Source organism: Nocardia sp. NPDC057440 (assembly GCF_042802915.1).
In the GTDB taxonomy this organism is placed as follows: Bacteria; Actinomycetota; Actinomycetes; order Mycobacteriales; family Mycobacteriaceae; genus Nocardia.
The window spans coordinates 79,427-92,377 of record NZ_JBHVDF010000013.1; the positions used below are offsets into that span (position 1 = coordinate 79,427).

The 12,951-nt window shown below is 66.1% G+C and carries 14 protein-coding genes and 1 pseudogene; 8 read left to right on the forward strand and 7 right to left on the reverse strand.

The window, feature by feature from the left end:
• Positions 1-41: 41 nt before the first annotated feature.
• From ACFU4Z_RS25075 to ACFU4Z_RS25085, 3 genes are all read left to right on the forward strand, one after another.
• A complete protein-coding gene (locus tag ACFU4Z_RS25075; RefSeq protein WP_379067068.1) occupies positions 42-1,367 on the forward strand; it encodes a glycosyltransferase in 1,326 nt (441 codons plus the stop codon).
• Positions 1,368-1,396: 29 nt separating this feature from the next.
• On the forward strand, positions 1,397-2,125 hold the full coding sequence (locus ACFU4Z_RS25080; RefSeq protein WP_379067070.1) for an ABC transporter permease: 729 nt from the start codon (positions 1,397-1,399) through the stop codon (positions 2,123-2,125).
• A 79-nt stretch (positions 2,126-2,204) separates the two neighbouring features.
• A complete protein-coding gene (locus ACFU4Z_RS25085; protein WP_379067072.1) occupies positions 2,205-2,828 on the forward strand; it encodes a hypothetical protein in 624 nt (207 codons plus the stop codon).
• Here the strand turns inward: ACFU4Z_RS25085 and ACFU4Z_RS25090 are convergent, their stop codons facing one another.
• On the reverse strand, positions 2,829-3,659 hold the full coding sequence (locus ACFU4Z_RS25090; protein ID WP_379067074.1) for a helix-turn-helix domain-containing protein: 831 nt from the start codon (positions 3,657-3,659) through the stop codon (positions 2,829-2,831).
• 88 nt (positions 3,660-3,747) lie between these two features.
• Here ACFU4Z_RS25090 and ACFU4Z_RS25095 point away from each other — a divergent pair, with 88 nt between their 5' ends.
• Positions 3,748-4,128 carry a nuclear transport factor 2 family protein gene (locus tag ACFU4Z_RS25095; protein ID WP_379067076.1) on the forward strand — a complete coding sequence of 127 codons (381 nt, stop codon included), beginning with the start codon at positions 3,748-3,750 and terminating at the stop codon, positions 4,126-4,128.
• Between the two features lie 21 nt (positions 4,129-4,149).
• On the opposite strand, the gene ACFU4Z_RS25100 is transcribed toward ACFU4Z_RS25095, so the two are convergent.
• The 3 genes from ACFU4Z_RS25100 to ACFU4Z_RS25110 are packed head-to-tail and all read right to left on the reverse strand — an operon-like array spanning position 4,150 to position 6,788.
• Positions 4,150-4,698, reverse strand: a complete 549-nt coding sequence (locus ACFU4Z_RS25100) for a GNAT family N-acetyltransferase (RefSeq protein WP_379067078.1) — start codon at positions 4,696-4,698, stop codon at positions 4,150-4,152.
• A gap of 54 nt (positions 4,699-4,752) precedes the next feature.
• The gene (locus tag ACFU4Z_RS25105; RefSeq protein WP_379067080.1) at positions 4,753-5,688 is read right to left on the reverse strand and encodes a Ku protein; all 936 of its coding nucleotides are present in this window, start codon (positions 5,686-5,688) and stop codon (positions 4,753-4,755) included.
• A complete protein-coding gene (locus ACFU4Z_RS25110) occupies positions 5,685-6,788 on the reverse strand; it encodes a lycopene cyclase family protein (protein WP_379067082.1) in 1,104 nt (367 codons plus the stop codon). Before ACFU4Z_RS25110 ends, ACFU4Z_RS25105 begins: the two co-directional genes overlap by 4 nt.
• 504 nt (positions 6,789-7,292) lie before the next feature.
• On the opposite strand from ACFU4Z_RS25110, the gene ACFU4Z_RS25115 reads away from it, so the two are divergent.
• Positions 7,293-9,497, forward strand: a complete 2,205-nt coding sequence (locus tag ACFU4Z_RS25115) for an MMPL family transporter (RefSeq protein WP_379067085.1) — start codon at positions 7,293-7,295, stop codon at positions 9,495-9,497.
• A gap of 63 nt (positions 9,498-9,560) precedes the next feature.
• Here ACFU4Z_RS25115 and ACFU4Z_RS25120 read toward each other — a convergent pair whose 3' ends face one another.
• Together ACFU4Z_RS25120 and ACFU4Z_RS25125 are read right to left on the reverse strand one after the other, a co-directional pair.
• Positions 9,561-10,325 carry an SDR family oxidoreductase gene (locus ACFU4Z_RS25120; RefSeq protein ID WP_379067087.1) on the reverse strand — a complete coding sequence of 255 codons (765 nt, stop codon included), beginning with the start codon at positions 10,323-10,325 and terminating at the stop codon, positions 9,561-9,563.
• A gap of 56 nt (positions 10,326-10,381) precedes the next feature.
• Complete coding sequence (locus tag ACFU4Z_RS25125; protein ID WP_379067089.1) at positions 10,382-11,008, reverse strand: tyrosine-type recombinase/integrase; 627 nt, start codon at positions 11,006-11,008, stop codon at positions 10,382-10,384.
• Between the two features lie 32 nt (positions 11,009-11,040).
• Between ACFU4Z_RS25125 and ACFU4Z_RS25130 the strand changes: the two are divergent.
• The 3 genes and pseudogenes from ACFU4Z_RS25130 (at position 11,041) to ACFU4Z_RS25140 (ending at position 12,734) form a co-directional block, all read left to right on the forward strand.
• Positions 11,041-11,522 (forward strand): annotated as a pseudogene (locus ACFU4Z_RS25130) (IMP dehydrogenase).
• Positions 11,523-11,560: 38 nt separating this feature from the next.
• Complete coding sequence (locus tag ACFU4Z_RS25135) at positions 11,561-11,857, forward strand: hypothetical protein (RefSeq protein ID WP_379067091.1); 297 nt, start codon at positions 11,561-11,563, stop codon at positions 11,855-11,857.
• Positions 11,858-12,107: 250 nt separating this feature from the next.
• The gene (locus ACFU4Z_RS25140) at positions 12,108-12,734 is read left to right on the forward strand and encodes a TetR/AcrR family transcriptional regulator (protein WP_379067093.1); all 627 of its coding nucleotides are present in this window, start codon (positions 12,108-12,110) and stop codon (positions 12,732-12,734) included.
• Here ACFU4Z_RS25140 and ACFU4Z_RS25145 read toward each other — a convergent pair.
• Entirely contained in the window at positions 12,725-12,910 is a 186-nt protein-coding gene (locus tag ACFU4Z_RS25145) for a hypothetical protein (protein ID WP_379067095.1), read from the reverse strand. The genes ACFU4Z_RS25140 and ACFU4Z_RS25145 overlap by 10 nt on opposite strands.
• Positions 12,911-12,951 lie beyond the last annotated feature (41 nt).

A 12,951-nucleotide genomic window follows, 5' to 3' on the forward strand; every position in this document is an offset into this window, starting at 1 on the left:
GCCGAGAGCCCACAATTCTGTCGACTACCCGGCGAACGTCGATGGGAGCACAGTGCCGACGGGACCACAACAGCACCGAAAGAAGCGCCGTGAGAATAGCGATTCCACTCACCGGAACCCGAGGTGACGTACAGCCGGTCGTGGCACTGGGACTCGAGTTGCAGCGGCGCGGACACGACGTGCTGCTCGGTGCGCCGCCCAACCTGGTCGATTTCGTTACCGGCACGGGACTCGCCGCGCGCTCGTGCGGGCCGGATGTGCAGCAGCTCTACAGCTCCGACGCCGGGCAGCAGGCGCTGGCAGCGGGCAACACCCTGCGCCTGATGCAATTGGTCGCCCGACAGATGGCGGGCTACGCCGAGCAGATGAACCGTGAGGTCATCGACGTGTGCGCGGGCGCCGACCTGATAGTCGCCAGCACCGTCACCGAGGACCGGGCGAGTTCGGTCGCCGAAGCGATGGGCGTGCCGCTGGTCAGCCTGCACTACTTTCCCTGCCGCGCCAACGGCGCCTATCCGTTTCCCGGCGCGCTGCCGCCGCAGTGGCGTCCGCCCGCGCCGGTCAACCGGGCGACTTGGGCCCTGGCGGAGAATCTGCGGCGGCTGGTGTTCATGCGCTACCTCAACGATCTGCGGGCGACGCTCGGCCTGCCGAAGTCGATGGCGAGCACCGCCGCGGTCCTGGCCCGCCGGCACGTTCCGGAAGTGCAGATCTACGATCGAGCGCTGGTTCCCGGGCTGCCCGAGCAATGGGACGCGCGCAGGCCGTTCACCGGTTTCCTGACCCTCGACCATGCCGCCCGTGCGGCGGTCGGCGACCTCGACGGCGACCACGCCGGCATTCTGTCGTGGATCGAGGAAGGGGACCCGCCGGTGTTCTTCGGCTTCGGCAGCATGCCGATCCGTGACACCGCGGCCGTGCTGGCCATGGCCACCGAGGTATCGGCTCGGCTGGGTGTGCGCGCGCTGGTGAGCGCGGGCTGGAGTGACCTGGATGTCGCTACCGCGCAAGCCGGTCCGAATGTGAAGGTCGTCGGGCCGTTCGCCTACGACGTCGTCTTTCCGCATTGCGCCGCCGCCGTGCATCACGGCGGTATCGGGACGTTGTTCGAGAGCTTACGCGCCGGACTGCCGACGCTGGTGTGCTCGGTATCGTTCGAGCAGCCCATGTGGGGCGGGCAGGTCGAGCGTCTCGGCGTCGGTGCGCACATGAAGTTCACGAAGCTCACCACGGCTCGCCTGGAGCAGGGTGTCACGTCCATCCTCGACAAAGAATGCAGAACTCGCGCAAGGGAATTCGCTGAGACGCTGAGCGCTGACGACGCAGGCGTCCGCACCGCGGACATCGTCGAGGCCACCGCCCGGTGATATCGCACGTTGTCACCGACACAACCGTCATGTTCCGGCGCTGCGCGCGGCATACCCTGCGCAGCCGCGACACCTTGATCATCTCGCTGCTCATGCCGGTCCTGGTCATGATGTTGTTCACTTACGTTTTCGGTGGGGCGATCGACGTCGGCGGGCCGTACCTGGACTATGTGGTGCCAGGAATCATGTTGTTGTGCACGGGTTTCGGCTCATCGATCACCGCCACCAGCGTGTCGACCGATATGACCAGGGGCAGCATCGATCGGTTCCGTACTCTGCCGATGTTCAAGCAGGCCGTGCTGGCCGGACACGTCGCCGAGGGCGTCGTCCGCAATCTGGCCGCCATCGCGATCGCGGTCGCCGTTGCGCTCGTCCTCGGGTACCGGCCCCACACCGGCGTCGCCGGCTGGTTCTCGGCGTTCGCGCTTATCACGCTGTTCGTCCTGGCGATCTCGTGGATCGCGGTCGCACTGGGACTCGTCGCGAAGAACCCCGAGGCCGCCGGTGGGCTCACGTACGCGATCATGTTCATCCCGTACATCAGCAGCGCTTTCGTGCAGACCTCCACCATGCCCGGGTGGCTGCGCGGGTTCGCCGAGTATCAACCGGCCACCCCCATCGTGGACACGGTGCGCGGGCTGCTCGATTCCACCGAAACCCGGCACGACGCCACGATCGCGGTGTTCTGGTGTGTCGGTCTCGCCATGATCGGGTTCGTCTGCGCGAGCGCCGTATTCGGCCGGTTGGCACACCGCTGAACAGTTCGTCGCCGGAACTCGGACGATTTCGGTGTCGAAACACCTGCGGGCGATCTGCTGACCGGCAATGATTCGTGGGGTGGACGAGGCAAAGTACCGGGAGACCCGGATGGCATTGCATGCCGCGGGGGAGTTGTTGATCGCGGGCCCGCAATATCGGATGTTCGGAACCATTCGTTTGCGGTCGGTGCTCGGCGGTTTCGGCGGTGTGCGATGGCCGGTCTCGGTGGTGGGCACCGAGCTGGTCACCACCGAGGGGCGCATCCCGCTGGACGGCACATATCGCGAGGTCGCCGCGCAAGCGGGCTTTCCACCGGAGGCGCCCGAGGGCGTCTACAAAGACACCACCGGCGTCGACCCCGATGACCCGATCTTGGTCGACGCCGCGGCGGCCGCGGTGATCGCCGACTGGTTCGCCCTCGGCAATTCCGCGCTGCGCTGCTTGGCGCCCGATGCCACCGCAGTGCTGTGGCCGGAGCATTTCGACCTTTCCAACACCCTGAACGAGGTCAACTACGGCGTGTCGCCCGGCGACGACACCCATCCCGGTCCCTACGCCTACGTCGGACCGTGGACGCCGCGCCGCGGCGCATTCTGGAACGCGCCGTTCGGTGCGTTGCTCCCGCGTGCGGAAGTGAACGCCGAGGCGGACTTGCTCAGGTTCTTCGAGGAAGGCAGGGCTCGCGCGGCGGAGACGATCTGATCAGCGGCTCGAGCCCGACGGATCCGACAGCCCGGCAGCACGATCGGAGGTAGCGCGGGCGAGCGCGTGCAGATAGTCCGCGGTCGTGGCATCGGCGGGAAAGAAGGACTCGACCGTGATCTCGTCGAGCGTGACGTCGAAGGCCGCGCCGAACGTCGTGATGGTGCTGAACAACGAGAGATCCATGCCCCGATGGCGCAGTTGGATGGTCAGCGCGACGTCGGCCGGGTCGATGTGCACCGGATCGGTGTCGGTGGCGTAGTGGCTCAATTCCTCGTGCAACGCCGCGAGTTCGGGATCGCCGGTATATGCGGCCTGGCGCGCGAGACGCGGCAGCAGGAAGCCGCGAACCTGGGCGAGATTGCGCACCCGTGGTGCGAATCCGTCGGGATGCAGACCGAGTCGCATCACGTTGATCGGCAGCTCCAGTAACGCCCCCCGTACATCATGAAAGAAGATCTCGGCGGCCGCATTGGCGAACAGAAGATTCCAGCGGCGATCGAGAGCCAGCGCCGGGAAGGGCTCCTGCGCGTCCATGACCCGCCGCACCGCGGCCTCGGCCTCGGCGAGGTCCGGATCATCCAGCGGTCGCTGTCGATAGGAGGGGGCGTGCCCGGCCGCCATCAGCAGCCGATTGCGTTCGCGCAGTGGGATATTCAAATGCTCGGTGAATCGCTCGATCATTGCGGGGCTGGGGATCGTCCGGCCGGTTTCGACGAAACTGATGTGCCGGGCGGAGATCCCGGACCGGATCGACAGCTCGAGCTGACTCAGCTTGCGCCGGGTGCGCCACTCCCGTAGCAGCGCACCGGCCGGGCGATCCTGATCCATGCGGCCAGTATCGCCGTGCCACTGGACCGGCCGCCATGACATCCCTGGTAATCGACACGCGCACCATACCGCTGCGACGGTTACCGCCATGAGACCGAACACCCTGCCCGCCGACAACAAACAACTTGTGCTGCACGGCCTTGCCGAGTTCGCGAAGGGCAACATCGAGGTACTGCGCGACCTGCTGCACGAGAATTTCATCGAGCACAGTCCCGGCAATCCCTCCGGCCGCGACGCCTTCATCGAATTCACCGCGAACTCTCCGGTCGCCGCCAGCCGGTTGGAGATCAAACGCGTGATCACCGATGCTGACTTCGCGGTCGTGCACTACCACATGATTCCGCCCGGCGACGAGCGTGGCCTCGCCGTGATCGACGTCTGGCGGCTGGTCGACGGACATATTGTCGAGCACTGGGACGTTGTGCAGCCGGTGCCCGACGCCGCCGAGATCCCGCACGGGATGTTCTGAGCAGAGCGGTTCGGGGCGCGTTCAGCGAGCGCCCCGACCTTCACCCGCGAGTCGGCCGCGACGGATGAGGGCGCGCTTGGTACCGGGCATCACCGCCGGCAGCGCATCCTCGGGTTCGGGCTCGGTGGGATTGGGGCGGACGAACAGGGTGACCGTTGCGGCAGGGGCGAAGCCGCTGCGGGTCATCAGGGCCGACGACGCGGCGTTCCGATTCTCCACGTCGGTGACGATGCGCTTCGCACCGCGTGCGAACAGCGCCTCCGAGCAGATATCCACTAGGCGGCGCGCGATCCCGCGGCCCTGCATGTCGGGAGAGACCGCGATCCATTCGAGGTAAGCCCAGTCGTCACGATGCTCGAATTCCATCGATCCGAGCACGAAGCCCACGACCCGGTCGGAGTCGAGAGCGACCCAGCACGCGTTGTCCGGGCTGTCGAGGTGTTCGGCCACCGAGGTCAACGACCATGAGGTGTACGGCTTGGTAGTGATGTCGAATACCTCGTGGCCGAGGTCGAGCACTTGACGGAGGTGGCCGAGGCCCATCGGGACGATCGCTAGTGCGGGGTCCATAGCTCACAGTTTGCCAGCTGGTGTCCACCCCGGGTGCCCGCCTGACCGAGCGGTTCACGCCCCCTTACGGGCAGCCGCCTTCTTCACGGGCTTCTTCGCCGGTTCGTCGGTGGCCTTCTTGGGTGCCGCCTTCTTCGCGGCCGTTTTCTTCGCAGGGGCGGCTTTCTTGCCTGCGCTTTCGCCGCTGCCATGGCTGGACACGGCGCGGCGGCCGCTGGCTTCCAGGCTGCGCTGCAATGCGGCGACCAGGTCGACCACCTCGGCATCCATCTCGGCGGGGGCCGACTCGGGCAGGTCGGCCACCTTGCCGGTGCCGCTGGCGATGGCATCGTCGAGCACCCGCTTGAGTTCGATCTGGTACTCGTCGGTGTACTGGCCGGGATCGAAATCGTCGGACATGGTCTCGACGAGCGTCTCGGCCATCTTGATCTCTTGTGGTTTGGGCTCGGCGACGCCGTCGAGCGACTCGAATTCGGCCGCTCGGACCTCGTCGGGCCACAGCAGCGTCTGCAGCACCAGCATCCCTTCGCGCACGCGCAATGCCGCAAGCCTGGTCTTCTGCCGCAGCGTGAAGTGCACCAGCGCGGTGCGGTCGATGCGCTCCAGCGTTGTCGCGAGCAGTACATACGCCTTCGGCGTATTCGAGTCGGGCTCGAGGTAGTAGCTCTTGTCGAAGAAGATCGGGTCGATCTGCTCCGAGGGCACGAATTGCAGGACCGGGATCTCGTGTTTTTCGGCCGCGGGGAGTTTCGCGAAGTCCGCGTCGGTGAGAATGATCTTGTCGCCCTCGGGCGATTCGTAAGCTTTGTCGATATCGGCGTATTGCACGGACTTTCCGCAGACCGTGCACACCCGGTCATATTTGATCCGCCCGCCGTCTTTGGCGTGCACCTGATGAAACCGTATGTCGTGGTCCTCGGTAGCGGTGTAGACCTTGACCGGGACGTTTACCAGCCCGAATGCGATCGAGCCCTTCCAGATGGCCCTCATGCTCCCATGATGGCGGAATGAATTCGAATACGCGAGCGAACCGGAATCCGCAGTGTCGCAGCGGCGATTCGGCGCCGCAGTCCGGGGGGTAATCCGGCGAACAGCGTCCGCATGGCGCCGAGCGTGCCGCCGAGATCGGTGCGCCCGGACAAATACGCCCGCTGCAACTCGGGGGGCAGCGAGAAGAACACATCGAAGAAGACCGGAATTTCGGCGGGCGGCAAGGCGAGCAGAGCACGCAGACCGGCCGCCCGCAGCAGGTGTACCGCCCCTGCCGTGGCGGACCACGGCGAGTCTCCTGCCGCTACCGCGTCGGCGGCGGTGAGCGCGGCCGCGACGCTGTATCCGGTGGCGGGATGGGTGAAACCGCCTGCGGCCCCGAACCTTCGCGGCCCCGGCCGACCGCCCTGGACCGGGAAACGCACCCGCTCCACCGGTTCGTTTCCGGTGAGTTCGATGCCGCGGGAACGCAATCGATGCTCGAGGCGATCGCGCAATACCGCGCCGTCGAGTGCGGGCCTTCCGGCCAGGCAGGTCTCCTCGAGCAGCATCGCACCGCCGCCGAGCGGCACCGCGTACAGGAAGGACGGCGGTGCCTCCGGGTGCGCGCCATTGTCCGGGCGCCAATCCATGAACAGCGGGTCGACGCGATCGTCAGCGACGATCACCCCGTACGCGGTCTGTTCGGCCAAGCCGGCGGAGCGGGCGATGCCGCGGGCGTCGATGACCCGTGCGCCGTTGCGCACCGTCCCGGAGGCCAGCGACACCGAGCGACGTCCGAGCCCGACGACCCGATCGGCGATCACGTCCGCGCCGGCCAGCTCGAGGGAGTCCTGTAGTCGAGGTGTGTCGAGAACGGCATAGCGCCGCGCTATGCGGTGACCCATGGTGCCCCACGCGGTCGGCTCGTCTACCGTCGCGCCGACAGCTGCCGGGTCCAGCCACGCGGGCAGCTCGTCTTCCCAAGCGGCATAGGTCGCCGACCAGAGCCGGTCCGGGAACGGATCGATGGCGGTGACCGAAAGGCCATGGGCGAGACTGCGATGCGCCAACGCGCGACCGGCGGGGCCGAGGCCGCACACGATGATGTCTGCGGTCATGCCACGCCTGTCGTACGGTGTACTCGCCGGTGTGAGGTGGATTCGAATCCGGGCATCGGTCGCGCGCGTCCTTTCGTCGGGCCGAGCTTAGTTGGCGCGTTCGACACCGAAGATCTCTGGTGACGATTCGCCGACCGGACGGTGATCCATTTCATACCCGTCCCCGGCCGGCGGTGGGCACGTCGGTCTCCATGCCCACTTCGTCGAGTGAAATCCCCAGGTCGTAGCCACTTTTCGCGACTATCGAGGTGATGCTCGCATGCTTTGCTCGGCAGTTGCGGGAATTGTGTTCTCGCTCACCGGTTTTGCCGGTCCGGTTGTTACGATCTCCGAGCGCCGACGCCAGCTCTCGATGCCCGGTGTCGCGGTGGTCAACGGTGATCGGCGCGCTGGTTCACCCTGGGGCTGTTGCCGATGCGGGAACGCCAGGTAGGTGGCGAAAGCCGGGCGAGCTGTTGCCGCGTCACAGGACGCGCTGCGGCATAAAGAGTTAGGGGTAAGGCAGTGTTCGAACTGACCAGGCGGCGCGGCAGGCAGGTCCTGGCCGTATTCGCGGTGTTCGCGCTGGCGATGGGCATGCTCAGCTCGACGCTGTTCGACCGGGTACAAGGCGGCGGGTACTCCGACCCGGACGCCGAATCCGCGCGCGCGACCGAGATCCTGCGCGAAGAATTCGGTCAGGCGGCGCCTAACTTCGTGCTGCTCGTGCAGACCGGGAAGTCGGTCGACGACCCGGAATCGGCCACCGCCGCAGCCGAGTTGGCGCAGCGGCTGAAGAACGAGTCCGGTGTCTCGGGTGTCGCGTCGTATTGGACCGACGGCAAGCCGTCCGCGCTCGCCAGCACTGACGGTGCCCAAGGACTGATCGTCGCCAGCATTCTCGGCGAGGAAGCAGACGTCGATAGAAAAGTCGGCGGCCTCGCCGACAAGTACGGCGGCAGGCACGGCGTTCTCGACGTTCGTGTCGGTGGCTACGCAATGCTGTTGCACGAGACCGTGCAACAGAGTGAGAAGGACGCGGTGCTCGGCGAATCCATCGCCTTCCCGGTCACTCTGCTCGCGCTGTTGTTCGTGTTCGGCGGCCTGGTTGCGGCCAGTCTGCCGCTGGTCGTCGCCCTCGTCACCGTCATGATCACCATGGGCGCGCTGTGGTTGATCACCCTGTGCACCGATCTGGCCGCGACCGCGACCAATGTCGCAACTCTGCTGGGACTCGGCTTGGCGATCGACTACAGCCTGCTGATCATCAACCGTTTCCGTGACGAACTCGCCATCGGTGCGCCGCCGGCCGCGGCGGTACGCGCGACCATGCGTTCGGCAGGTCGGACAGTCGCCTTCTCCGCCGTCACGGTCGGTGTCGCACTGTCCGGGCTGCTGTTCTTCCCATTGCTCGCGGTGCGTTCGATGGGATACGCGGGCCTCGCGGTCGCGGTGATCGCGGCAACGGTGTCGCTGACCTTGCTGCCCATGATCCTGTTGTTGATCGGCACCCGCATCGATAGCGGCCAGCTCGGCTGGTTCCTCCGGGCGCCGCGGCCCGCGCCCGGCGAGGGTTTCTGGCATCGCCTCGCGACTTTCGTCATGCGTCGTCCGGTGCCTATCGGCCTGGTGGTCGCCGCGCTCCTGGTGCTACTCGGCACGCCGTTCCTCGGGGTGCAACTCGGTTTTCCGGATGAGCGGGCACTGCCGGAGTCGATGAACAATCGTCAGGTCACCGAGATCATCCAGCGCGATTTCACCGCGACCGACGCCAACAGCTTGGTCGCCGTATTGCCCGACAGCGCACAGGGACTCGACGCCTACGCGAGGAAGCTCTCAGAAGTCGAGAACGTGCAGCGTGTGGACACCGCCACCGGTAGCTACTCACACGGCGGCTTCCTCGCACAGCCGACCGAGCAGCACAAGCGCTTCGGTGCCACCGACGCCGCATACCTCGCGGTGCTTCCTGATACCACCGACCCAGAAGCGCTGGAGCGGGTGGCAGGCGACGTGCGCGCGGTACCGGCGCCATCGCGGGTGCTGGTCGGCGGCATCGCCGCGGCCAATGCCGACGCGATCGATTCGGTGATCTCGACGCTGCCGACCGCGCTCGGTTTCGTGGTGATCGTGATGCTGATCGTGCTGTTCCTGCTGACCGGCAGTGTGGTGCTGCCGCTGGTCGCCATCGTGCTGAGCGTGCTCAGCCTCACCGCGACCTTCGGTGCGCTGGTCTGGATTTTCCAGGACGGGCACCTGTCCGGGCTGCTCGGCTTCACCGTGACCGGCGATCTACCGCCCACGGTGCCGGTGATGCTGTTCGGCGTCGCCTTCGGGCTGGCGATGGACTACCAGGTGTTCCTGTTGTCCCGGATTCTCGAGGAGTACGAGCGCACCGGCAAGAACGAGTCGGCGGTGGCGTTCGGGCTGGAACGCATCGGCCGCATCGTCACCGCGGCGGCGGTGCTGATCTCGCTGGTATTCCTCGGCTTCCTCGCCTCCGACATCACCTTCATGAAGGCCTTCGGCATCGGTCTGCCGTTGGCCGTGCTCGTCGACGCGACTTTGGTGCGTGGATTCCTGTTGCCCGCGGTGATGAAGGTGCTCGGCGACTGGAACTGGTGGGCGCCGGGTCCACTGGAGAAGCTGCATGCTCGCTTCGGCTTCGACGAAGGCGCTTCCGCACCGCCGGTGCGCAGCCTGGACGAGCACCGCAGTCCCGCACGAGTGTGACGACCCGAATGGCCGATGGCCGCTCGGTGAGTACCGAACGGCCATCGAGTTCAGCGGGACGAGTCAGATGCCGCCGGTGGAGAGCAGGCCGCCGTCGACGCGGACCGTCTCACCGGTGATCCAGGCGGCCTCGTCGGAGACCAGGAAGCCGATCAGCCTCGCCACATCCTCCGGCGCCCCGAGACGCTTGAGTGGATACACCGATGCGGCCGCTTCCTCGTCCGCCGAGTAGAGGGCGTCGGCGAACTTCGTCTTGATGACACCGGGGGCGACCGCGTTCACCCGGATCTTCGGGCCCAGCTGCCAGGCCAGTTCGTCGGTGAGGCGAATCAGGGCTGCCTTGGACGCGCCGTAGGCGGCGATCACGCCCGAGGAGCGGATGCCCGCGACACTGGCGACGTTGACGACCGCGCCGCCGTTGTCGCGCATCCAGGCCTTGTACGCCTCCTGAATGTAGCCGAGCGCGGCGACGACATTGACGTCGAAGATCTTGCGGACGGCATCGAGGTCGGCCTCCATCAGCGAGCCGTACACCGGGTTGATGCCGGTGTTGTTGATCAGGATGTCCAGCGAGCCGAACTCGGAGACCGCCCGGCCGACCGCGGCCGCCCTGCTCTCCCCATCGCCGGAGTTGCCTGCGAGCGCAACCACCTCACCCTGATGGCCGAGCGCGCGCAGGTCGACGGCGGCCTCGTCCAATGGCTCCGGTTTGCGCGCGGTGATCAGCACGTTTGCGCCGCGACTCAGCAATTCGGCCGCCACCGCCTTGCCGATACCCCGGCTGGCTCCGGTGACCAGTGCGCTCTTGCCCAACAGATCGGTACTCATGTGACGTCAGGTTACCTCAGTCACATGATCTGAGCGATTTCGCTCTATCTGCGGGTTCATAGCGTCATACGTTGCCGCGTGGGACTCCCCGTTCTCGGCGCAAGTGGGTGTCGCACGTCGCGCGCGAGGGGATGGGGCTGTCCGGTGATCGCGCTCAACGCCTCGGCCGGTTCGACGATGCTGGGGGTGGTATAGGTCAAGGTCGCGCCGCCGGTGCCTCCGGAGTGGGTGTGCCCGGCATAGGCACGCGCGATCGCAACGCCGAACTCACGTTCGACGAAGGTGAGTGTGGTGTGGCGGACCCCGTGGATGCTGATTTGAAGTATGTCGGCCCATGGCAGGTGTTCGCGGATGCGCTTGGTGAGGTAGTCGTAGCGTCTGCGCCCCACGGGTTTTCCATTGCGATAGCGCAGAACTTTCTCAGTGGCCGGTGCGCCGCCGCGGCGCTCGACATGCTCGACGAGCCTTGTCATCAGCTGCAGCGAGACGGGTTGCCACCGGATGATTTCCCCTTTCTCGTGAAGTCTGACCAGGCAGTCGGCGTGATTGAGGTCCTCGAGTGACAACGCCAGGACGGCGCCGCGTCGGCACGCGGTCTCGATGTGCAGCCGCAAGATCAGCGCGTCCAGTTCTGGGTCGTTACCGGTCGTGGCGGCGACACGACCGATCTGCTGCCGAGGCATACGCCGCGCGCGGTCCCGCAGACGCCCCTGTCATCGCCGACGGCGGCCTCCAGTACTCAGGCGACATCGCGAAAGCGATTGCAGAAGGAGCCAGTTCGGTCATGCTGGGAAGCCTGCTCGCTGGGACTGCCGAGTCGACCGGCGACATTGTGCTGGTCGGCAGCAAGCAGTACAAGGTCTACCGGGGAATGAGCTCTCTGGCGGCGATGCGCGGACGCGGCGAGGGCGGCAAGTCCTACTCGAAGGACCGCTACTTCCAGGACGATGTACTCGCTGAGGAACGGCTCGTTCCCCAGGGCATCGAGGGACGCACCCCGTTCCGGGGGCCCTGCCCGATGTTTTGCATCAGCTGGTCGGTGGTCTGCGCGCCGGAATGGGGTTCGCTGGCACACGTACGATCCCGGAATTGCAGCAGGCACAGCTGATGCGAATCACGGCAGCGGGAATGCGCGAAAGCCACCCGCACGACGTCGCCATCACCACCGACGCCCCGAACTATTCATCCCGTCCGTAGCTAGTGACCGTCCGATGTGGACGCTGAGGCGGCCGCGTGTGGGGGATGGGCCGCGGTTGCGTGCGCTGCGGTTGCAGGCGTTGCGCTCTCACGGGACGGCGTTCCTTGAAACATTGTGCGAGGCAGAGGCATTGGATGCTGCCGCGTGGGAAGCCCGTATTGCCCGCTGCAGCCGTCGCGGACACCAAGTCCTCGTGGTCGCGGAGGGCTCTGGCAGCCGTTCGTGGGTGGGGATGGCGGGTGCCTTCCTGGATTCCGAGCGCGGAACTGCCACGGAATGGGCTGCCCTCGCGGGCAACGACCACCACGGCTACGCCGCCGCTCTCGCTCGCTGACGCCGCTGACCAATTGCGGCCAATGCCCTTTAGCGGCCAGGCGCAGTCTCACATCACGCGGCGATGTGCCATGCGCTCGAAGAACGACCATAGTGAACCGGGGCCGGCCGAGAGCGCAGGCGTTCCTGCTGCACGAAGCTCGCACGACTGACGCGACCAGCCGACCTACCGAACACTCATCAGGCTTGCTTGGAGCAGTGCCATCACCTCTAAGATTGTGTGGACGCGACAACGAGAAAGGGGGCGTGAGGTGGCCCGTACCTTGGTCGCCGATCAAACCGGCCGTGAGACCCGAGCGCGGATCCTGAGCGCGGCGCTGCGGCTGTTCTCCGAACGCGGCTATGCGGGAACCTCGATCGCCGCTGTCGCCAAGGCCGTCGGACTGTCGGCACCTGGTGTGCTGCACCATTTCCCGGACAAACGGACGTTGCTGCTCTCGGTACTGGCAGATCGAGGCAGAACGGTATCCGACGACGAGCAAGGCCCGAGTTACGGTGACGTCTCCGGCGCGGACGCACTCGAACTCATCGTGCGCGTTGTTCAGGAGAACCTCCGTGACCGCGAGGTCATCCGCCTGGAGCATCTGTGCGCGCTCGCTCCCGGCGACGGCGCCGAGATGGCCGCGGAATGGTCCCGCGTGCGGCTGGCACGAATGCGCAGCAATACCGAAGCAGTCGTCGAGCGCGCGCTGCGCGACGGTGAGGTATCGGCCACCGCGAGAAACAATACGGCGAGTATGGCGGATCTGATCATCGCTACCTTCGTCGGACTGGAACACCTGTGGCTACTGGACGAGAACTTCGACATGGTCGCGGGAATGCGCACCTTCACCGGCCTACTCGCCGATCAGTTCGGTCTCCCGAAGCCTCAGGCCTGAGCAGCGCCGTTATCGATCAATGCTCGGCCGACGAGCGCCTGGAAAACCCGCTCCATGAGATGCAAACGCGGATCCCACGCCGTCGCCGGAATCTTGCGAATGATGCGCAGCATCGTCTTCGTGATTCCAGACACAAGCTTACTTAACGCTACGTAAGCCAGTTGCTGTTCGCTCATCCCTATGCCACACTCGGCCGGATCTTGTAATGAGCACGGGC